Source organism: Methanosphaera sp. BMS (genome assembly GCF_003268005.1).
Taxonomy (GTDB): domain Archaea; phylum Methanobacteriota; class Methanobacteria; order Methanobacteriales; family Methanobacteriaceae; genus Methanosphaera.
On record NZ_CP014213.1, the window covers coordinates 953669 to 978101 of the forward strand.

Annotated in this window: 9 protein-coding genes; 5 read left to right on the forward strand and 4 right to left on the reverse strand. The window is 36.9% G+C overall.

All coding sequences use genetic code 11. From position 1 onward, the window contains the following. Window positions 1-141: 141 nt before the first annotated feature. The gene (locus tag AW729_RS03475) at window positions 142-13263 is read right to left on the reverse strand and encodes a carboxypeptidase regulatory-like domain-containing protein (protein ID WP_112123792.1); all 13122 of its coding nucleotides are present in this window, start codon (window positions 13261-13263) and stop codon (window positions 142-144) included. Window positions 13264-14367: 1104 nt separating this feature from the next. Here AW729_RS03475 and AW729_RS03480 point away from each other — a divergent pair. After that, window positions 14368-15753, forward strand: a complete 1386-nt coding sequence (locus AW729_RS03480) for a methyltransferase MtaB domain-containing protein (RefSeq protein WP_112123793.1) — start codon at window positions 14368-14370, stop codon at window positions 15751-15753. A gap of 49 nt (window positions 15754-15802) precedes the next feature. After that, complete coding sequence (mtaC, locus tag AW729_RS03485) at window positions 15803-16636, forward strand: methanol--corrinoid protein MtaC (RefSeq protein WP_112123794.1); 834 nt, start codon at window positions 15803-15805, stop codon at window positions 16634-16636. A gap of 342 nt (window positions 16637-16978) precedes the next feature. On the opposite strand, the gene AW729_RS03490 is transcribed toward mtaC, so the two are convergent. Next, the gene (locus tag AW729_RS03490) at window positions 16979-17278 is read right to left on the reverse strand and encodes a hypothetical protein (protein ID WP_112123795.1); all 300 of its coding nucleotides are present in this window, start codon (window positions 17276-17278) and stop codon (window positions 16979-16981) included. A gap of 13 nt (window positions 17279-17291) precedes the next feature. Further along, complete coding sequence (locus AW729_RS03495; RefSeq protein ID WP_112123796.1) at window positions 17292-17636, reverse strand: DUF2085 domain-containing protein; 345 nt, start codon at window positions 17634-17636, stop codon at window positions 17292-17294. Window positions 17637-17759: 123 nt separating this feature from the next. Here AW729_RS03495 and AW729_RS03500 point away from each other — a divergent pair, with 123 nt between their 5' ends. The 3 genes from AW729_RS03500 (at window position 17760) to AW729_RS03510 (ending at window position 21346) form a co-directional block, all read left to right on the forward strand. Further along, entirely contained in the window at window positions 17760-19079 is a 1320-nt protein-coding gene (locus tag AW729_RS03500; protein WP_162685765.1) for a glycosyltransferase family 2 protein, read from the forward strand. A gap of 55 nt (window positions 19080-19134) precedes the next feature. Then, window positions 19135-20277 carry an aldo/keto reductase gene (locus AW729_RS03505; RefSeq protein WP_112123798.1) on the forward strand — a complete coding sequence of 381 codons (1143 nt, stop codon included), beginning with the start codon at window positions 19135-19137 and terminating at the stop codon, window positions 20275-20277. A gap of 214 nt (window positions 20278-20491) precedes the next feature. Next, window positions 20492-21346, forward strand: coding sequence for a hypothetical protein (locus AW729_RS03510; RefSeq protein ID WP_112123799.1), 855 nt, complete (start codon window positions 20492-20494; stop codon window positions 21344-21346). A 158-nt stretch (window positions 21347-21504) separates the two neighbouring features. Here the strand turns inward: AW729_RS03510 and AW729_RS03515 are convergent, their stop codons facing one another. Further along, a complete protein-coding gene (locus AW729_RS03515) occupies window positions 21505-24414 on the reverse strand; it encodes a hypothetical protein (protein ID WP_112123800.1) in 2910 nt (969 codons plus the stop codon). Window positions 24415-24433 lie beyond the last annotated feature (19 nt).

The window sequence follows — 24433 nt, forward strand, 5'->3', positions numbered from 1 at the left end:
ATAATAATTATTTCATATAAATAATTAACAATTAAAATCAGATAATTTAAACTCAAAAACTAGATTTTTCAATCTATCTTTCACGACAATAATATCACATATTTTTTTAAAAAAATAAAAAAAGAGAAAAAAGGGGTAATTTTATTCAACAATTAAAGCGTTGGTCATACGTACTTCGTTGTAACGGTTGTTAAGACCTGCTACATAGTAGAGTTCATATACTCCAGGTTTGAGGAATGAAGTGTCAATTTCACAATCGACAATACCATTCTTAGCAACGGCTAATTGAGTTTTACCGCCAACTTTAAGTGCTATATCAGTGTTATATACACAAAGTTCACCTTTAGCATCACGTAATGTTGCTTTGATGTGAGCTTTACCATCTTTAGCATATACAAGTGATGTGTTGAAGTATACATCTGAACGTACAATGGTTAAGATAGTACTGTTTTCAGTTCTGTCATATAACTTGTTACTTAATACAACACTCATGTTAAGGTCTTTAGCACTCATACCAGGACGTATATCATATACTATACTTGCAGTACCGTTTACAACGTTAGCTACGATAGCTTTACCAGATGCATCCTTAATGGTTTCACCGTTAACTTTGAAGATTACTTGTCCACCGTTTACTGCTTCACCATTATCGGTTACAAATGCTGTTAATACGATTTGGTCTCCACCTCTAGCAATCTTATCAGTTATTAGTACAACTTGTGCTTTACGTGGAGCGATATTAGCTTTGGTAGTGTTTTCACTAGCGTTGTAAGTGTTGTCACCTAAGTATCTGATGGTTAGTGTACTGTTTCCTTTCCATGCTTGGGTAGCATTTACTTCTGCAGTTACTGTACCGTCAACTACTCTGACTTTTAGCTGGGTACCGTTTGCATCTTTAACTGTTTGACCGTTAATCTTGAAGACTACGTTTCCGCTTTGTACAGGGTTACCGTTTTCATCAGTTACTTTTGCAGTGATTGTAACCATGTCATTCATTTGACCGGTTATTGGGTCGGCCTTAATGACTACGTTTTGTTTGGTAATGTTAGCTTTTACGCTTCCGGTTGATGCTGTGTAGTTATCTGATCCAAGGAATTGTGCTTTGATAGTTCCATTGAATTGTTCAGGATAACTGGTTACAATACTAGCTTTACCGTTAGTTACGTTAGCAAGTCCTAAGACATTGTTGTTACTATCGGTGAAGTATACTGCACCGGATTTTATAGCATTACCTTTAGCATCGTTAACTGTTGCGGTAATTGTTACATTGTTAAGTGCTTTACCTGTTACTTTAGCTACGGTAGTTTTTGTACCTAATTTGTTTACGGTTACTGTAGCGTTTGCAACATTACTTGCATCATATTTAGCATCACCAGCAAATACGGCAGTTACTTCTTCTTTACCTACATCTGCAGCGGTACTGGTTACATTGAATATACCGGCACTGTTGGTTGTAGCTGTGAGTACTTTACCATCTACATTAATTGATACTTTAGCGTTAGCGATTGCTTTGTTGTCAGCACCTTTTAATGTTCCGTTAATGGTGTATTTATCTCCAACAGTTACTGTTTTAGGTGCGGATACGGTTAATGTAGTAGCCACTTTGGATACGGTAATTGAATCTTTAACTGTTTTTGCATTTGTAGTGTTAGTTGCAGGTACTGTTACTGTTACAGGGTTGTCACCAGCTGTTGTTGGTGTTACAGGTATACTGAATTTACCATCTTTATCTGTTGTACCGTTGTATGTTTTGTCACCGACTTTTACGGTTACAGGAGCGTTAGCTACTGGTTTACCTTCTTCATCGGTTACACTACCAGTTACAGGAACTGATTTACCTACTTCTGCACCAGTTACAGGATCTACTGTTACGGTAGGATCTTGTTTGGTTACTTTAGCAGTTGTGTTTGCTTTAGCTGCATTAGTGTTATTGGTTGCACCGACATTTACATTTACAGGTAATGTTCCGGATTTAGTTGGTGTTACAGGTATACTGAATTTACCATCCTTATCGGTTGTACCAGTGTATGTTTTACCATCAACTGTTACGTTTACAGGAGCGTTAGCTACTGGTTTACCTTCTTCATCGGTTACGCTACCAGTTACAGGAACTGATTTACCAGCTTCTGCACCGTTAATCGGATTAACTGTTACGGTAGGATCTTGTTTGGTTACTTTAGCAGTTGTGTTTGCTTTAGCAGCTTTGGTTTGGTTAGTTGCTCCGACATTTACGTTTACAGGTAATGATCCAGATTTAGTAGGTGTTACAGGTATGTTGTAGTTACCATCCTCATCTGTTGTACCAGTGTATGTTTTACCATCAACTGTTACGTTTACAGGTGCACCGGCTACTGGGTTACCTTGTTCATCGGTTACTTTACCAGTTACAGGAACTTCTTTACCAACTTTTGCATCAGTTATAGGATCAACTGTTGCTTTAGCGTCTTGCTGTCCTACGTTAGCTGTGGAAGTTTTGTTTGCTGGTTTGGTTGTAGCAGTCTGACCGACACTTACTTGTACTGGCTGACTACCGGATGTTTCTGGTGTTACAGGAATAGTGAATTTACCGTCTTCACCAGTGTTTCCAGTGTATGTTTTGTCACCGACTTTTACGGTTACAGGAGCACCGGCTACTGGGTTACCGTCTTCATCAGTTACTTTACCAGTTACATTTGTAGGTTTGCCTGCTTCAGCATTCTTAATAGGATCAACTGTTAAGTTTGCATCTTGTTTACCAACATTTGCAGTTGTAGTTTTGTTTGCTGGTTTGGTGTTATCAGTTTCGCCAACACTTACATCTACAGGTGTATTTCCAGATTTTTCCGGTGTTACAGGTATACTAAATTTACCATTTTTATCTGTTGTGCCTGTGTAGGTTTGATCGCCAACTTTAACTGTTACAGGAGCGTTAGCTACTGGTTTACCAGTTTCATCGGTTACTTTACCTGTTACAGGAGTTTCTTTACCTGCTTCTAATTTGTTGACTGGGTCAACTGTTATGTTAGCATCTTGTTTTTCTACATCTACTGGGATGGTTTCTTCTGCTGGAGCGTATCCATCATTTGCAGGTACGCTTACAGTTACTTCATCAACGTTAGCATCTTCAGGTGTTACAGGTATACTGAATTTACCGTCATCACCAGTTGTACCGTTTACAACTTTATCTCCAACTTTTACGCTTACAGGAACACCAGCTAATGGGTTACCTTCTTCATCGGTTACTTTACCGGTTACGTTGGTTGGTTTACCGACTTCGATTTCATCAATATGGTCTACTGTAAGGTTGGTTGTTGCTTCATCGATGATTGCAACTACTGTGTAGTCACTTGTGGAATCAGCATAAGTGTCTTCACTTGTGAATTTGACTGTTACGTCTTTTCTACCACTATCATTGAATACAGTTGTAATTGTAGCAGTTCCGTCTTCGACAGTAGCTGTTCCTATTACATTACCGTCATATGAGAATTCTACTGTACCTTTACCAACTTTGTTACCGTTTTCATCAACGACGTTAACACTTAATTCAACCTCATCAAAGACTTTAGCTTCTTGAATACTGTTGTCGTTTGATTCGATTGCAGTGTTGAGGTTTCTGAATGTGATAGTAGTTGTGTTTTCAGCATAGTTGTACAAGTCATCCTGTGCACGTGATACATTTAATGTGAATGTACCGTTTATGTCGGATGTTACTGCGTATTCTCCATGGGTACCGGTAATAGGTAATTCTTCTGTTGGTTTGTCACCGAAGGTGTAGTTTAATGCATCTACTTTTACAATTGTACCATTGTCACTTGTAATTATAACAAATGTGACAGTGTCATTGATTTTTATATCACCGGATGGTTTTATAATTTCAATGGTTAGGTTTTGTCTTAATATAGCATCAACTGTTAAATCAACTGAATCTTCATCATAATTGTCAGTAGCGACAGCTACAACAGTTATGTCATTTGTACCGTTTACAAGTTTATCAGCAACGTCATATGTGAATTTACCATCAGCGTCTGTTGTGGTTTGACCTACTTCTTCACCGTTTACGATTATTGAAATTGGAGCATCAGCTATAGGTGCTTGAGTATCCATATCAACTAATGTACCGGTAATTGGAGCATCATCTTCACCGATGAATACTGTTTCGGTTGGACCTTCAGCAGTAACCTCTACGAGGAATTTGTCGATTGTAAAGGTTTGAGGTTCTGATTTGGTATCATCATTTACAATAGCAACTACTTCATAGTCACCAGCGGTAGTGCCTGGGAATTCATATTTGAATTTACCTTCGTCATCTACCGGTACGGTTACTTCTTCACCATTGATTGTAAGAGTAATCTCATCAATGTCTAATGGATCGTAGCTACTGGTTACTGTACCTGTTATGTTTACGGTTGTATTGTAGTCATATACAGGTTCTAGTTCATCAAGTGTTACATCATATTCAACTGAAACAATTTCAGCATCTCCTGATTCACTTGCTGATTTATATACCACATCTTCAGTTTCATTACCAGGATATGATACTGTTACTGTAACAGGACCAATTGTATTTGGATTGATTGGTATTACGAAGTTACCTTCATCATCAGTTACGCCTTCAAAGACTTCTTCATAGCCGTCTTCATTTTCAACTGTTACGGTAATTGTCTGATTAGCTAATCCGTTTCCATCCTCATCTAGTAATTTACCTGTTATGTCAGCTTCTTTACCTTCATATAATTCATCAGGTATTGAAACATCTACAAGTTTAGTAGTGACTTCTGGTTTAATTACTTCTAATGTTGTTTTATTATAGATAATATTAATTTCACCAGCAACATCAACTTCAGCTTCGGTGTATACATTGAACTCTCCTAGAGTTTCTGGCGTGAATGTTATTTCAAGAACACCATCAACAACAGTTTGAGCCTCAGAGTTATATACTTCTTCACCTTCTTCATCATAGATAATTATTGTGATTACTGCATCTGGTATTACTACACCAGTTTCAGGATTTATGATTGTTGCTGTGACTGTTACTTCATAACCAAGTTCAGCTGGATTTGGATCTACTTCAAGTTGTACTATTGGTTCTACCAATGCACCAACACTGAAGTGTCTTTCTTCAACATCGGATGCAAGGTATGTACCATTTCCTTCGAAGAATACTGTTACATTTACTGTAGCAGCATCATTTACTTCAAGATCATCAAGCACCCAATCTCCAGTTTCTTCGTCAACGTTAATTTGACCTTCGATTGTTTCATTTGAACCGTCAGCGTAGACAACTACTATTGTATAGTTTATCCATAATCCTTCAACAGGTATTACGTTACCTTCTGAATCAAGTAATTGACCTTCAATAACAATTGTTGCAGGTGCCTCTAGTACTGTATCGTTTTCGATTTCGGCAGGATCACCGGAAATCCATACATGCAATACGGTATCTGTAGGTACTTCTTCAGGTGCTAATAGTTCTACTGTTCCATCAGCTTCTGCTGCGGTATAGTCTTCATTACCTTCGAATGATAATTCAACTGTAGCTTCACCAACTAGACCGTCAGTTCCGACAGTTGTAGTTATGATTCCATCAATTGGAGTTATATATTCCTCGAATACTTCTCCATTAGGTAGGGTAACTTTTACGTATACCTGGACATCACTTACAGGAACAAATTCGTCATCTTCATCATAATAACCGACTTCTGCATTAATTTCAATAGGTTCACCATTGTCTAATGGAGTGTCTGGTTCGTAAATGATTTGTAATGATTTTTGTTCTTTTGCTATGATTTCAGTTGTTGTTTCATCTGAGGATTCTTTATATACATCATTTCCGGCAAATTCTGCGGTTATTGTTGCAATACCTTCAACATTTGCAGGGAATGTGACTGTGAATGAACCTTCATCGTCAGTTACATTTGTTCTTGAAACTGTTAATCCATCAGCAAATTTAATTGTTACTGTTACATCTTCACCAGCAATAGGTGCTTGTTCATCATCATCAACGTATAATACACCGTTTATTTCGATTTCTGAACCTACTACATATGTATCATCAACATCTACTGCTATGGCTGATAGCTCTTTAGGTGCTGTAATTAGCACTTCATCGGTAGCTGTGTATCCATTATAGTGATTGTTACCTTCGTAGATTAATTCAACTACTGCAGTACCCACTTTACCAGTGGTATCATATTCATAGTAAATACTACCATCGGTTAAATCACTGTTTACAGTTACTTCTGTTAATAGTTCATTTCCTAGTGTGATTTTAACTATTACAGGTTCACCACATATGACTGCGTCATCATCATCTTCTTCATGTAATATTGCAGAGATGATTAATGTGTCACCAGATTCAATAGGACCATCTAATACTAAGTCAATGTAAGTATCCACTGTTTCTTCAACGATTTCAGTTGCTGCGTCTGTTGTTGCTTCGTTGTATGTATCATTTTCTTCAATTGTTGCTACAATTGTTACAGGACCAACAACAAGATTATCTTTAGGTATGACGATTGTAAATGATCCATCTTCGGCAGTTACATTTGAAAGTTCAACTGTACTGTCGTCACTGAATGTTACTACAACATTTACAGTTGCACCAGCTGCAGGAGTACTGTCATCATCATCAACAAATACTTCACCGGTTAACTCGACATCATCCGTAATTGGATAGCTGTCATCAGGATCTAATGCGATAATTACATCTAGTCTAGGTGGTAAGATTTCCACTTCTTGAGTTGCACTAGCAGAATCATAGGTTACACCATTAATATATTCAATTACTACTATAGCGTCACCTTCTAAACCAGTGGTATCAAAGCTTGTAGCGATATTACCATCATCAGCTGTTTCTACTGTTTTTTGTAATGTTACATCGCCAATTGTAAGATATACGTCTACTGTAGCACCAGCGATAGGTGTTTCATCATCATCAACAACATGTAAGTAAGCATCTATAACTAATTCGTCACCGCTTACTACTGTATCGTCAAGTTCAAAGTCGATAGCAGTTTCTGCAGGAACTATTTCAGTTGCTGCATCGGTAGTTGATTCATTGTATGTATCATTTTCTTCGATTGTAGCTGTGATTGCTACAGGACCTACTACAAGATTTTCCTGTGGAATAGTTACTGTGAAGTATCCTTCATCATCTGTTTCGCCTGAAAGTTCAACTGTACTGTCGTCACTGAATGTAACTACAACATTTACAGTAGCACCTTCAATAGGTGTTTCATCATCATCATCAGCATATACTAGACCGGATAATTCTACCGGAGCATTAGCTTGGTATTTTTCATCAGGTTCTAATAGGATGATTGGCTGAGTTCTTGCAGGTTTGATTACTACATCAGCAGTAGCTGTGGTTGCCTGGAAGTAATTGTTACCTTCATAGATTAATTCAACTACTGCAGTACCTTCATAACCTGTTGTATCGAATTCATAGTAAATTCTACCTTCATCTAAATCAGATGGTACGGTTTGAGTTACTAATACTTCATTTCCTAATGTGATTTTAACGATTACATCTTCACCACAAATAGGACTTTCATCATCCTCTACTGTATGTAATATAGCATCAACGATTAATGTTTCACCAGAGTATATTGGAGTTTCTGGTATGTAGTCAATAGCTGTTTCTACAGGAACTATTTCGATTGTAGCAGTTTCTTCTGCATCGTTGTATAATTCACTATCTTCGATAGTTGCTACTATGCTTACAGGACCTACTACTAACTGTTCTTGTGGTACTGTAACGGTTAAGTCACCGTTTTCATCAGTAACGTTTGAAAGCGTTACTTCACTATCATCACTGAATTTTATTACAACTGTTACTTCTTGATTTACTACTGCTTCATCATCTTCATCGAAGACGTTTACAGGTATTTCAAGAGCTTCGTTAACTGGGTATTTATCATCGACTGGGATGATAATTGTTACGTCTTTTCTTGCTGGTTTGATTAATACGTCACCGTCAGCTTCTGATTCAGTATAGTCGTCATTTCCTTCAAAAGTTAATTCAACCACTGCTGTACCTTCTGTTTCAGGTGTGAATACGTATGATAATCTACCATTAGCATCTGTTGTGTTTTGATCGTCAATGACTACTTGATCGTTTATGGTTACTTTGACTTTTACAACTGCATTTGCAATTGGTGTTTCGTCATCATCATCAGCATGTAATAATGCATCGATTATTAAGTCATCACCGAGGAATATTTCATCCTGTTCTGGGTAGTAGTCGATTACTGAGTCAACTAATTGTTTTTCAACAGTACTTGGTTCTTCAGCTGAGGTTGCTTTGTAATCATCATTACCATCAAATACGGCAGATATTGTTATATCTCCTAGTTTTGTTGGTGTGAATGGAATAGTGAATGAACCATCGGATTCTGTTACAGCTGTGAATGTTTCTGTTGAATCATCATCATATGTTACAGTTACAGTTATGTCTGCACCTGCTATGGCGTCATCGGTTTCATCATCGAATAATGATCCGCCAATGGTTGATTCTACTCCAAGGTAATATGGAGTGTCAACTGCCAATATCATATTTGATAATGCTTTGTTTGTTATTGTAGTTTCATCATCAGCAGTTGCTTCTGTATAGTTATCTGCACCGGCGTAGGAGACTACTATTGTAGCTGTTCCAACATAATCTGTGGTGTCAAATACTTCATCGAAGTAACCTTCATCGTCTGTTGTAGTTTGTATTGTATCAACTACTTCACCGTTAATGGTTACTGTGATGGTTAATGGAGCGTTTGCTAATGCTTGTTCTTCATCGTCATCATCAATGTATACAACATATCCCTGTAATGGTAATTCTTCAGGTGAGTCTATTGTATCTTCAGTATTAAAGTATATGCTTGTATCGTATACTTTTGCTACAACTACTGTATCATCAGATGTACTTGCTTCGTTGTAGTCGTCAGTCTGTTGTGATGAGACTGTTACTGTTAATGGACCTGCAACTGTTGCTGGGTATGTGAATTCAAATTCACCATCAGCGTTGGTGGTTGTAGTTCCAATTACTTCATCATTGATGGTTAATGTTAACTCTAAATCTGCGACTGCTTCATCGTCATCAGCATTTGTTACGAAACCGTTGATGCTTATTTCATCACCGACTTCATATTCATCGTCTAATTCGAAGAATATATCAATGTCGCTTCTTTGTGTTACGGTTGCAACATCATCGTCTGTAGCTGTTTCATAGTCAACATCTTCAAATGTTACAGTTACTGTTCTGTCTCCGAGATCTTCTTCTGTTGTTGGAATTTCATAGGAGAATTCACCGTTTTCATCTGTTTCTGTTGTGTATATGTCATTTCTATTATCGATTGTAATAGTTACAGGTACATATGGGATTGCTACAGGATTAGCTGAATCGGTTACGTTTGTTAGTGTACCAGTTACTAGAATTGAATCAGGTAATATTGCATCTGCTGCTTCAACGGTTATTTCAGCAGTTGATTTTGCAATGATTTCTGTTTCAAAGTCTTCTGAAGCGGATAAGTAATCATCGGTTTCAGTAGTTGTTATTGTAACTGTTGCTGGACCTTTTGCATCTTTTGCAGGGATTACAGCATTTATTGCACCATCTATAGCTGTTGTATCTACAACAACTGGGTCTGCAACATCAGTATATGTTACTGTGATTGTTACAGGGATTTCTCCACTAGCTAATGTATCACTGTCTTCTTCATATAGATATGCTTCTACAGGAATTACTTCATCATAGTAATAGTAATCATCTATAGGATATTCTATAGTGAGTTCGAGTTTTGGATTGGTGATTGTTGCTTCATCTGTAGCTTCACTTCCGGCATATTCACTGGTTTGTTCGAATGTAGCAACGACTGTTACTGGTCCTTCTACAGAATTTTCGAATTTTACATTGAATGTACCGTCATCAGCGGTTGTAGCTGTAGCTTCAGCAGTGGTTCCATCATTATATGTTACTTCTACGTTAATTGTTGCACCAGCAAAGTCTTCTTCATCTTCGCCTTTGGTTAAGTAACCTGAGACTTCAAATCCTTCACGGACTGTTCCGTCATCAGCGGTTATGAATAAGTCTGTTGGTATTAATATTGTAGTTTGAGCTATATCGGATGATGTTTTGTAGTCATCATCTCCAGCAAATGTTGCTGTGATGTCAACTAATCCATAGTTGTTGTTTGATGGAATTGTTGCTGTGAATGAACCGTCATCTTCAGTTGTTACAGTAGTTTGACCGATTATTTCATCACCGATTTTTGCAACAACTGTTACAGGTTTACCTGCTAAGGCTGCTGTTGTACCTTCATCTTCATCAACAACAGATTCAAGTATACCAGGGACAATAATGTCACCTTCGGTGTATTGATCTACACCACTTATGTCTATGAATGTATCTTTAGGTTCATCTTCGGTAATTACTGCAGGTTCATCAGCTGTAGCTGTAGCACCAGCGTATTCATCTGTTTCTTCGAATTCAGCTGTTAATGCTACTTGGCCTGTAAAGTCTTCAAAGTCAACTGGTCTGGTAAATGAGTATGTACCATCATCTTCAGTTGTAGCTGTGAATGTTACAGGTGCATCTTCATGACCGGCATATACTGCAGTAATTGTTATGGTAGCACCAGCGATTCCAGCATCATCTTCTGTTGGAGCTGTTAGGATATGTGGTTTATTGGTAGTTCCAGTAACACCAGTTGTACCTGTAGCACCATCAGTATTTACTTCTAGGAATCCACTACCCTGTAATCCTTCACTGTATTGTGTTGTGTCACCGGTAATGAATAAGGTTGTAGATTTTATTACAATTGTAGTTGTGGTTGCATCTTCAGCTGCGTTGTAAGCTCCTTCTTCTCCAGCATAACTAACTGTTATTGTTGCTGAACCATAGTTGGAGTTTGTAGGAACTTCTGCATGGAATATACCATTTTCGTCTGTTGTTGCTTCAACAGCCTCAAGGTTTGTACCATTGATTGCTACGTTTACTGTTACGATTTTATCAGCTAAAGCAAATTCTTCACCATCATCAACGTATACTAAGATACCGTCAACAATTACCTTATCAACACATCTGGCATCTACAGCATCAAGGTTGATGGCAGTATCCTTAGGTTGATCTTCAGTTATTGTTGCCGTATCATAATTTTCGGCACCGGCATATTGACCGTCTGCCTCGTATGTTGCGGTTACTGTTACTTCACCTACATATTTGGCTTCTTCGGAGAATGTTACGGTACCATCAGATTCGGTTGTTACAGTGAATGTCTGTGGATCATCTTCATGACCAGCATATACTGCGGTTATACTTATTGTAGCACCGGCAATTTCTGTGTCATCATCATCCATTGCGTTTAATGATACGAATCCGTTTAATCCGTCACTTATTTCACCATCGTCAACTTCGATGAATAAGTTGGTTTCTGTTCTGTCTAATACTTCTAAAGTGATTGAAGTATCATTCATACCAGTATAATTTCCACCGTTATCAACATCTGCGACAATTTCCACGTCTACTGTGTATGTACCAGCGGTATCCTGGGTGAAATCAAATGAGAATTTACCTTCATCATCGGTTGAAACAGCTAAATCGATAGGTGTACCATCAATTTCAACGTTTAAACTATGACTTTTTACAGGATTTCCAAGTTCATCCGTTACTGTACCGTTTAATGTTACGATATCGTTTACATAGATATCATCTGTTGGTACAGGAATGACGATATTTACATTTAATGTATCAATACTAAATGAAGTATCATCACTTTGTGTGCTGACATCATCTGTGTATGCATAGTATGGGTAAGTAGCGACAACTTCTGGAGTGAATGTGTAAGATACTTTACCTTCACTGTCAGTAGTTTCAGTAGCTACGTCAACACCGTTGACATTGATTTTTACTGTTACTCCTTCCTTAGCCACATCATCTTCCTTATAAGTAGCCGTAATGGTTACAGTTGTACCTACAGGATATTGTGCATATTCTTCATCAGGTACTGGAGTAAGTTCTGTTTCAATGGTTTTGACAGGTTCTGGTGCATTTACCTCAAATTCTTCAGGATCTGAGACTGCTTCGTTGAATTTGCTATCAGCAGCTAATGTTGCTGTGACTGTTGCAGTACCGAGAACATTCTGTGGTGTGAATGCAATTTCGAAGTCACCGTCTACATTTGTAGTAGCAGTACCTAAGTTGTCAATAGTTGTACCATCAGAATAGGTTACAACTACACTTACTACTCCACCACTTAAATCATCAGCTTCAGCATCTAATGTACCTGAAATAGTTGAAGCTTCTCCAGCTGTGTAATCATCATCAGGTGTTACAAATACTGTAGCATCGATTTTTTGTGATGCATCTGATACTGTGATGGTTTTTGTTTCAGTTACTAAAGCTTCTGGAGCACCTAATGATTCGATTTCAGAATATATTTGATATTGACCTGATATAGCTGAGGTAATAGTTTGTGAAACTTCAGCACTTGTTGAGGTTAATACTACATACTCATCTGATAATTCATCACCATTTGGATCGGTTATCTTCCATGAATAATTTGGAGAATAACTAAGATAACTTTCAGGAACTGTGAAAACAAATGTTACATCTACATCATCACCAACACTTGCTGTTTCAGGTGCTGTGATTGTAATTGTAGGAACATTTGAAGGTTCTGTAGCAGTTACTGTTATATAATAATAATCAGAATTGATTTCATCATAATTATCTTCATCTAATACCATTGCATATACAACATATTGACCTGCTTCTGCATCAGAGTCTATTGATAATGTAGTTGTGAATGTATTAGCGGTTACTGTACCGTCTTTCCAATCCATATTGTCTCCACTATCTAAGTCAACGTTAGGAGGATAAAGATAGACTGTGATTTCACATCCTTCATAAGCATCAATAGTAGTAACTGTTACTTCAAATGAATCTCCAGCTTCTGCTGTTTGAGGTACAACAAGATCCATTCCAGTATCTGAGTCAACGCCTTTTAGTGTTTTATCAGTTGTTTTTTCGACTGTCTTGTTTGATGTTACATCCGCCTTATCTGTAACATCGTTCTCTGTGGATGTAGTTTGTGTTACATCCTTCTGTATAATATTCTTATTATTGTCGTATTTAGTATCGACGTTTGCCTGGATTGCTGCTGTGCTTGAAGAGGCGTCTTCAATGGTAGTTGCTGATGAGTCATCAGCATCTACTGCTGCTACAGCAGAGATTCCAACCAATGTTATCAATACTATTGAGAATAATAAAAATATCTTAGTTTTATCTTTCAACATACTTTTATTCATCTCAAATTTGAGTTTTCCATATTTATATTATTATGAAATTTTTTTGAATAAAATCAAATACAATCAACTTTTTATTCGTGAAAATAAGCCGTTAGATTGAATTAAAATTACATATTGATATCAATATAAATATGTGATTATATTTATGTATACTAAAATATTAATAAGTATTGGTAAATTATTTTTGATTGGATTGTTAATAGTAAGTATACTATGAAAAATATTATTCTAATCATGTGATAAAAGTAAGTTTTTTTATCTGTGGGAACGGATTTGAGAGTTGTATTAGACTGTGGTTTTTGTTTTTGTCTTTTTTGTCGTCTCAAGTGTTTATATTATTTTTTTGATTTTTTGGTTTTTATATTTGTATTTTTTCATGATTTTTTGTCGACGATTTTTTTTTAGTTGTTGTTTTTTGTTTCATTTTGATGTTTTTTTATAAATTTAGGTTATGCTAAAATTTTTTTGTGTTTTTCTACATATATATTATATATAGAGTTATTGTGTGGTTTTGTAAATTATAGCAGTAATATATATAATGATTTAAGCCAATCGTTTACCCGGTATATATATTAGTGACTTTTTTTTCTTAATAATTGTTTAGTCATGTTTATTAATTTGCTAAGTTTTGTTGTGAGGTTGGGCTTTTTTAATAATTTTTCATGGAGTTATCATAACAATTTCCATTTTTGTTTTTTTGGTTTATCCGAATGGGTTATTTTTTTTTCAAAGTAGAATAATTTGTGCAATATTTTCTAATAAATATTAATTATATTTTTCTTTAACGTTATTTAAAAACAGATTAATTTTTATTATTAATTATTAAGAAATAATAATTTTTTAATATTCCCCTTAAAATAGGGTAATTTTAAAAAAATATTGGGTCATATATTCAAATATGGTAAAATATTGAGTAATACTATTTTATATTTTTATACCAATTATTATTAAAATAATGAAAAATTAAATTTTCCGTAATAGAAATAAAGTAAATTTATAGTAGTTGGGGGTATATATATAAATAACCAAATGGGCTATATTATTATGTATGTGGGTATAAAAATTAAATAAAATTTTTAGTGGTGAAATTATATGTCAAGAAACGTATTTACAAAAATGGTAACAGAATCAGCAGACGACATGTTATTTGGAGAAACCAAAAACCCTGTAAAACTCGGTTTAGACCAAGAAGCAGGTAACGGATTAGTTTATCCAAACATCAAAGTTGCTCCAGCTGAAGGATCAGAAACAAGTATTGATGGATTAGTAGCAACCTGTAAAAACATTGCATTTGCAGCTTGTCAACGTGCAGCAGATATCGGATTACCTGCAATTCAAATAGAACAAGAACACGTACAACAACAATCCATTAGTAAAGAAGCATCTGCAAGAACAACAGCAACCCAATGGGAACAACTCGAACAGTTACACGACAAATTCGGTACAAGAGTATCCTTAATGAGTACTGTAGCAGATATGAGGGAAGAAGAAAACGGATTAAGAGGATCCGACTATGACGTAGCTATGGATGAATCATTCGAAGCATGTGCAGAAAATGGTGCATCAATGTTATGTTGTGAAACCGTTGGTGGAAAAGTTGTATCAGACTACGGTATTTCAAGAGGAGACGCAAGAGCTATACTCTACGGTATAGGTGTACTCGGTTCCAACGATATGGAATACATGTGGACTAAAATTGTAGACATCGCAAAAAGAAACAACATTACTCCTGGTGGAGACACAAACTGTGCACAAGCTAACACAGCAATGTTCTTAGCTGGTGGATTATTAGGTAAAAACGTATCACACACAATCGCAGCTATCGCTAGATCAATTGCAGGAGCAAGAAGTTTAGTAGCTATCGAATGTGGTGCAACCGGACCTACAAAAGACTGTGGATACGAAAACCCTATTGTAAAATCAATTGCATCTGTACCAGTATGTGCAGAAGGTAAAAACGCTACCTGTGCTCACGCAGACTTAATGGGTAACTTAACCGCAGCTGTTTGTGACGTATGGAGTAACGAATCTGTATATAACAGAGAAGAAATGGGTGGACCAACCCCTGGTGTATGGTTACAATCCTTAGGTTACGAATGTGCTTTAATGAACACAGCAAAACAAATCGGAACCGCAAAACAATTAAGAGACTCATACGTATTAGCTGATAAATACCGAGACCCTCAAGGTGTAATTCTCGCATACGACAACGCTTACAAAATCGGTCAAGCTATCGTAGCAGACGGTGAAGACAACTACCTCAGAGCACGTGCAGCAGCACTCAAAGCTATGGAATGTATTAACGAAGCTGTAGATCAAAAACGTATCTTATTAACAAGATTCGAAAGAGACACTCTCGATTCTACACAAAAAACATACGAACAATTACCTGATGATTCAGATAAATTCTTAAAAGCTTCCATTAAACGTTACGGAAGAAAAGTAAAAGACCACGACATAACTCAATACGATTTATAGGTCTAAAAATAAGGAAAAATTTAAATCAATATAAAGGATGTGTGTATAAATGGCAAGCCCATTAGAAAAATATTATGAAAAATTTGAAGATTATGAAAAAATAGCAATCAGATACAATGTAAAAATCGAAGGTCCAGCTCTCAAACCTGAAGACGACCCAGAAGTAGTTGAAATCTTACCTAAAGATGAAGGAGATTACAGAACCATTGCACTCGACGTATTATACGGAGACAAAGACAAAGCAGACGCAGACGTAACTGCAGCTTTAGACAACGGTGCTGACCCAATCGACTTAATCAACAACGCTTTAATGAAAGGTATGGACGGAGTAAGTGCTTTATACACCAAAGGTGAATTCTTCTTACCTGACTTAATGTTAGCAGGAGACGCAATGATGTCTGGAGTAGCTATCGCAGAAGCAAAACTCGGACACAAAGCAGACACCAAAGCAAACGTAGTATGTTGTGCTGTAGAAGGTGACCCTCACGACATCGGTAAAAACTTAATTTGTATGTTCTTAAACGCAAACGGATACAACGCAGTAGACCTTGGTCGTGACGTACCTCACGCAGACGTAGTAAAAGCAGCAGTTGAAAACGACGCAGCATTCGTAACCGCTACAGCTTTAATGACAACAACCATGACAGCATTCGGTAAAATCATGGCTATCATGCAAGAACAAGGTGTAGAAACTCCTATTGGATGTGGTGGAGGAGCTGTACGTCGTGACTTCGTAGAAGAAACACCTCAAACATTCTACGGTGTAGAAGCTTACCACACTCCTAAATTAGCAGATGCTATTGTAGAAGACGGTAAAACTTGGGAAGACATCAGAAACGAATACTCTGACATTGTCGGTGAATACGTAGCTGCATACTCCTAAGTATAATATTTACTTAAAAAAAAGATATAACCGTGAGATATTTCATATATCTCACGACCCTATACTTGATCTTTCAAGATATTATCTTATACCAAAAGAACATGAGAATATTGGATTATTCTCATCACTAATATACTAATTTAAACTAAGACACTCACCAGTCTTAGTTTATTTTTTTTTTAAAAAATCTTTAATTCATTATCATTATGAAAACTCATTTTAACCATAATTTTCCTTTAAACAGAATTTTCCATATCCCATAGACTATCATTATATTTTACAAAATTAACTCGTTTTTAAAAAAAAGTTCTTCAAAGGGGGGCTTAAAAAAAGGGTGAGTCTTTAATCATTAATCAATACATAATGACTCATGCACCGGAATACATTGCCGTGACCGTCACAGTACTCATCACCTGCGTACATGTGAAAATACCTGAGAGTCGAACCGGACAGTTTCATTCGTGACTCGAAGTTAATCAGTTCATCGCCATTCCTGTCAACTAGCAGTACGTCATAGACATCAAGTGCATTTATCCGGCAGATGCTGTAGTATATGTCATCAGACTCCAGTATGCATTCCTCAAGTACAACATCATGTGAGGAGTAGATATCGTTTATCTCATCAATACTTTTTACTTCCATTTTTCTAATATTATCACCACATATTCATCAGTAAATGTTCAACGAGTATCCTCATAAATCTGGCAAGCAGTACAACGCCCACTCCACCAAGCAGTCCCGTTATAAAACGCAACGTATTGTTGCTTTCTCTAATAGCCAAATATTGTGTAAATCCATCTATGATATACGGCAGCTGCAATAAGAAAGACATATATAACAGATTCCAGTCATATCTAACAGGCACTATAAATGAATAAACGGCAAATAATGCCGCACCGACAATAAGACCTGTACATCTGCTGCATACCGGAAACTGATGGCCCCTATAAAAAAAGGATCTCTCCGGTCGCCGGTGACATAAATATTTAAATACATCCATAAGTATAGTTATATGATTCTAGACTTATATAAATTTTTAAACAAAATAGATATGATTAAACGGACAAAATATATAATTAGATAATAGAATAATATCCAAAATGATAAAATGAGGGAAAAGGAAATGAAGATTTATTCAATCAGCCGTATAAAAAATGAGATGGACATCATAGAGACTTTCATAAGATATAATTCAAATATCACAGACGGAATGATTATACTTGACAACAACAGCAGTGATGATACCAGGAATATATTGGACGCACTTAAAGGGGAATATCCCAACCTGCATGTATATGACAATCACTTTGAAAGTCATCATGACATAACACTTGAAATCAATTACCTGCTTGACTTGGCGGTAAATGAGTATGAGGCGGATATGATAATGCCTTTGGATGCAGATGAATTCATCACCACGGATGGTGCAGTTAATCCCAGAGATGAAATTCAAAGTCTTGACAACCTTGACGATTCATATTACAGCTACTACTGGAAGACATACCTGCCGATATATGATGAATTCTCACTTGAAAATCTACGCTATATACGTGACGGGTCACTTGAAGAGCATGAAAAAGTTATCATTCCCTCAAATCTATATAAAAGCTGCGACATCAGGATTAATCCCGGATCCCATAGTCTAAGCGATAAGGACAATAAGCCTGTGGATAAGATTAAACTGGAATCATTACGTCTGGGTCATGTTCCCATAAGAAGCAAATCACAATGCATATCCAAGATTGCAAATGGGTGGCTTAACAATCGTAGCCGTAACCTCTTCAATACAAAAAACAGTTGGCATCAAAAACGCATATTTGACAGGATTATCGAGTGCAATGCAAATCTATCCGATGATGATTTGGTGGAGATTGCCGTGTCATTTTCTTCAAAGGCAGAATATGATGATGTGGATGATGTGATAGTCGAGGACAAATTTAACTATTCATTCTGTGAAAACATGAAAAATAAGTATACGCCTGATAATATTAATGAGTTTTCAAATATCTTAAAGAATATGGAAGAGTTATCCTATAATTACAGTAGGCTATCCAAAATACATGAAAGTATAATGTCTGATATAGATGAAGCATGTGATAAATACACTACTCGTAAATATGTCGACCTCTTGGAAAACACTATACTTGAGTACAAAAGACAAAACTATGATAACCTCTACAGGGAAAATAAAAAAGTCAACGAACTTAACAACAGGATACGGCAGATGCAGGAAAAACTAACACAATACCAGGATACCATCGATACAAAAAACAGGCAGATAGATGAATATGATGAGATAATAAAAAACAAGAACGACAAGCTAAAGCTTTACCAGAAAACCATAGACAACAAGAACAACAAGATAAACGCTTACATAAAAACCGTCGAGAAACGTGAAAAGGTAATAGAAAACCTTGAAGAAAAGCTAAAACAATATAATTAGCATTAAAGACATATATTATAGTAACACATTAACGTTTTATAATAGGAGTTTGAAAATGGAGTTTAGAAGCATAGCCGACACCGGCATAGAGGTAGGAGTAATAGGATTTGGAGCCGAGTGGATGGTGGACAAATCACAGGATGAAGTAAACAAACTGGTCACTTACTGTATGGACAATGACGTGAACCTTCTTGACTGCTGGATGTCCGATCCAAGCGTACGTTCAAAGCTGGGCAAAGCGATAAAGGACAACCGGGACAAATGGTACATACAGGGACATATCGGCTCAACATGGCAGAACAAGCAATACGTAAGAACGCGTGAGATGGACAAGGTCATACCGGCATTCGAGGATTTGCTTGAAAGACTCGGCACCGACTACATAGACTTGGGAATGATTCACTACGTGGATGAAGTGGCCGAGTATGAAAGGATAACAAACAATGAATTCATGGACTACGTATACAAACTAAAGGAGGACAACATCATCCACCATATAGGCCTCAGTACCCATAATCCGGAGGTTGCAATGAAGGCATGTGACAACCCGGACATAGTGCTCGTCATGTTCAGCATAAACCCCGCCTTTGACATGATGCCTGCTACCGAATCAATCGATGACTACTTTGAGCTTGATAATTACGGCAATCTTTATGGAATACAGGCAGAAAGACAGGAACTTTATGAAAAGGCCATGAAGACAAATACCGCACTGACGGTTATGAAGCCATATGCAGGTGGAAGACTACTTAAACAGGAGGAAAGTCCCTTCGGCGTGGCATTAACGCCAGTACAGTGTCTTGAATACATACTCACCCGTCCGTCAGCAAAGAGCGTACTGGTAGGAGTCAATGACATTACCGAATTAGATGGTGCATTGGAGTACCTGTCGGCAAGCGATGAGGACAGAAATTACTCAAGGATACTGACCACTGCCCCTAAAAGTTCATACCTGGGTCAGTGTACATACTGCGGTCACTGTGCACCGTGCAGTGCAAATATTGACATTAAAACAGTCAATAAGTTCTATGACCTGGCAGTAACACACGACTCCATACCTGACAGCATCCGTGACCACTACAACCAGCTGGAATATAAGGCAGACAGCTGTACGAAGTGTGGAATGTGTATGGATAGATGTCCATTCAAGGTGGATATAATTGACATGATGGACAAGACTCGTAAACTATTTGAATGATGTTGAAAAAATAATCCCCCACCTAAATATTTACATAAGTTTTCACGGCGTGTATTATTTTCATTAATCCATCTATCCCCCAAATTTTTTTTGATTAGCCTAATTTCATAAGTTAATAATTGATTAACCCACTATAAAAGCCGAGAATTATTAAATTATATATAACCGGATTAACATATTATAGATTAACCTATATAAAATTGATGTGTCTTTAATGAATGAAGAAAAAATAGAAAAAGAGTTTAGAAAATTAGTTAACAAGGAAAATATGAATATCCTCTATAAAAACAAGTTTTCGGTAAAGGATTATGAAAAAATCCTGGACAACATCTACACCTCCGGAGTTATCCACCTGAAACTAAAGGAATCTGACACGGCACTGGATAAAATCAAAAAGATTGCAAGCCAGTATGCCCAGATTGTAATAGATGACAATACAGACCTTCAGGGCTACTACATACACAATAAACTATTTATCAAGGACACATTACCGGACAGCCTTCAGATAACAACGATAATACATGAACTGGCTCATCAATTATATGCGGAGATATTTGAACAGATAATAAAACAGACCCTCAATGTGCATGATGAATACATAATCCAATCATTCATCATGTTTATGCTAAACAATTCAATAGAAAACCGTGCCGCAACGGAGTACATATCCTATATCATAGAGGGAAGATTCACGCCGTTGGAGTGTCAGAATTTCATACCCTTCCTGCAGCTTTTGATGCAACTGGAAATTGACGTGGACCATTCAAAGCAGTACTTCATATATGGTCATGAGGTATCCCATCACATACAGGACATCCTGGATAAAATCATTACCCCCGACATCAAGGACGAGATTAAAAAACAATTTGAAATAGATGACATTGAAAAGTACAATCAGCAGCTGAAATTCGAGTACTGCGATGAAAGATTCAGTACAGAGGAGACAATAGAGATAATGAACGAGATGATACTCTTTATCTATGACTACTTTTTAAACGGTGACGGTAAGATAACAGAACTATTGGAAAACTACGAATTGATTACCGGCAAAAAAAGGATTACCCTGTAAAAATCCCACTTAAACTACTTTTTTTTTGTAAAAATTCTATATGGCATGAAATTAAATAAAATCAATATTAATCAGAATGTTACGTGACGATTAATTAAATAAAATGAATACGTGAATGCCCATTCACAAATAAAAAAAATAGTGGAAAATGGGTTAAATCATGCATTAACCCTTATTGTGGTATTATATCTGCTTCCAAGATATGCCACCCTGTCACCAGTTACCAGCATGACGTTAATGGTTGTCATGTTAACGTACTTATCAGGCAACTTAAATGACAGATTGACTGTACCGTTTACAATGTCAAAGAATACTGACTTAGCGTTTTGCTGCAGTGTCTGACCGTTGATTTTTACGGCTATTGTATTAACACCCAATACGTTATGGTTATGGCTGTCAAGAAGTCTGGCATTAATGGTTAAATTACCGTTTTTCTTAGCCGTCATACTTGTTATGTTAAAGTGTGTCTGTGTCTTTGTAAGGTTGAAGTATGTCTTGTTTTCGGCACGCTTATAGTTTCTATGGGAATATACCGCCGTAAGCTTAAATGACCTTGCACTCCAACCGTCAGGTATTGTAAATTCGAGTGTTGCCCTGTTGTTTTTAACGTTTACCATTATGGTATTGTTCTTGTCATCCTTTATCGTCAAACCGTTTACCTTAAATATCACCACTCCATCGTTGATGGTTACACTATCCTTAAGTGTTGCAGTGAATGTTATCTTCTCATCCATCCTCGTTACTAGTGGAGTTGTGGTGACAGTTAACTGGGCAGTTCTAAGGGCAACTGCGAGGTTTGCCTTTGTTGTTGAAGGATTGTAGTTGGCGTTTTCAAGGTAGTCCGCCTGCAATTTTATGTTTGAGTTTCTCCAGTGATTCAATGATTTGAAGCTTATCGTCGCCAGTCCATCTTTAACCTGAATGTTGCCGCTTTTGGTATTCATGTCAGTGATAATGGTATCGTTGTACTTGAAGTTTACAACACCACTTTTTACCGCTTTATTGTCCAGGTCAAGTACTGATGCTTTTATGGTTACAATATCCCCTACCGCTACCTTTGTATCGTTTACGGTTATTATGGTATTTGTCTTGTTGTTGGTTTTGCCGGGTATGGTGAATGTTGCTGTTGTGGAGTTAACCGCCTGTTGGGTTGTGTTACCCGCGTACTTTATTATGAGTCTAGTCTTACCAGCAGGTAAGTCAAGTGGCTGGTTGATTCGTCCGTTATTGTCCGTTTTTAATTGCAGTGTCTTCTGTGGATGTATGACTGATACTTCCACGTTTCTTAGTGGCTGTTTGGTTATAAGATCCGTTAATGTCAGATTCAATACCGCCCTGCTTGATACGGTTATGTGGCTTGACATGTTTGTAGGTCTTTTTGTTATGTTTATCGGCACTACTGTCGTGAAGTTCTGGTATTTGTCACTTCCATTATAGCTTACCTGTATATTGTTTGTTCCTACATTCAATCCGGGACTCATCTGTATTTGTCCATTTTTATCTGTTTTGTATTTTGTCTGTCTGTTGTTTATTTTCACTTCCACAATGGCATTTGCTATTGGATTTTTCGTCTTCTGATTGGTTAGTGTTAACAGGATTGAGTCATTGAGGTATATGTTACTTTTTACTGTAACGTTCAGGTTTACCGGTTGTTTAGGCTGTGGTACGTTTACTGTTATGTTTTTTGTCACGTTTGTCAGGTTTTCGTTTCCATTGTATTGTAATATGTATTTCTGATTTGCCACGTCAAGCGGTATTGCCAGTTGTATCTGTCCATTTGCATCTGTCCTTTTGGTTGTTTTCGTATTGTTTGGAAGGGTTACTATGATATCCTGGTTTGGAATTGTCCTGTTGAATATCAGGTCCCTGAGAATGGCCCTTAATTGGAAGTTGTTGGAGTTGTTCACAAGCGTGTAGTTAAGGTCACTTACACGTTTAATAACTGTGAAGTTGATTGTTTCTGTCCTGTTGTTGTATGTATCGTTTCCCTTGAAGGTTATGTTTGCATAGTGTTTTGCTACCTTTTCATCCACCTTGAATGCTGCTATTCCATTCTTGTCGGTTTTTATGTTGTATGTTTTTCCGTCTGCCACCTTGAATGTCAAAGGTGTGTTTGCTAGAATCCTGCTGTTATTATAATCGGTAAGCTTGATTGATATTGAAGTATTTCCAACATATAAACTGTTTAATGTAACGTTGTATTGAACTATTCTTTTTGGTGTTGGTATATATAGGTTGGTTGATGCATTTGCCGGGTTGTACTTGTAGTTACCGTCGAATGTTATGTTAACATAGTTATCTCCCGCATTCAAGTCCAAATGTAAGAATGCATTGGCGTTCTTGTCAGTCTTAACCGTAAATGACCTGCCATCGGACAGCTTTATGTTGATGTTGGCATTTGCTATGGCATTTAATGTATTTGCATCCCTTAGTTTAACCGATATGTTTGCCGATCCGGATTCTTGTTTGACTATATTTACGCTCATGTTAACATTGCTCTTGAATACCTCCAATACCAGATCATAGCTGTATGAATTGTATGTGGCATTTCCGGCATAGTCTATTTTAACCGTGTTGTTACCGCTTGGAAGATTTACTGATAGTCTTGAATAACCGGATGAATTGGTCCTTGTTGATATGACGCTACTGTCGGGAAGTTTTATCTTAAGGTTGGATGACGGTACTGGCGTGTTGTTTTTAGCGTTGATAACTGCCACGTCAAATGTGGTGTTGCCGACCAGGTTATTTCTTACTATAATGTTATAGGTTACCGATGTCTTTGATGCCTGTTTAATGTTTTTAGCACTTTGACTTGTCTTATTGGGTGTTTGCTTTAGATTATCTGCCGCCTTATTTTCGTCGTTTTCCAAGTTTTTCCCAATATCTGATTCTTGAGTTTTAACTATTTCTTTCTGACTTGCATTTACGTTTAGATTACTGTCTGTATCTGCTAATTTATCAGCGGCAATTGAGGATTCATCCATATCATGAGCCGATACAAGATTCAATCCAAGAAATACCGCTAGGACAAACAGCAATATGCAAATATTTCTATATTTAATATTCATAAAAAACCTCTGATAATTT

Bases quoted from the DNA above. Each gene is read 5' to 3' on its own strand.
- AW729_RS03505 (WP_112123798.1), top strand. From the start codon at position 19,135: ATGGAGTTTAGAAGCATAGCCGACACCGGCATAGAGGTAGGAGTAATA.
- mtaC (WP_112123794.1), top strand. From the start codon at position 15,803: ATGGCAAGCCCATTAGAAAAATATTATGAAAAATTTGAAGATTATGAA.
- AW729_RS03500 (WP_162685765.1), top strand. From the start codon at position 17,760: ATGAAGATTTATTCAATCAGCCGTATAAAAAATGAGATGGACATCATA.
- AW729_RS03480 (WP_112123793.1), top strand. From the start codon at position 14,368: ATGTCAAGAAACGTATTTACAAAAATGGTAACAGAATCAGCAGACGAC.
- AW729_RS03510 (WP_112123799.1), top strand. From the start codon at position 20,492: ATGAATGAAGAAAAAATAGAAAAAGAGTTTAGAAAATTAGTTAACAAG.
- AW729_RS03495 (WP_112123796.1), bottom strand. From the start codon at position 17,636: ATGGATGTATTTAAATATTTATGTCACCGGCGACCGGAGAGATCCTTT.
- AW729_RS03515 (WP_112123800.1), bottom strand. From the start codon at position 24,414: ATGAATATTAAATATAGAAATATTTGCATATTGCTGTTTGTCCTAGCG.
- AW729_RS03475 (WP_112123792.1), bottom strand. From the start codon at position 13,263: ATGTTGAAAGATAAAACTAAGATATTTTTATTATTCTCAATAGTATTG.
- AW729_RS03490 (WP_112123795.1), bottom strand. From the start codon at position 17,278: ATGGAAGTAAAAAGTATTGATGAGATAAACGATATCTACTCCTCACAT.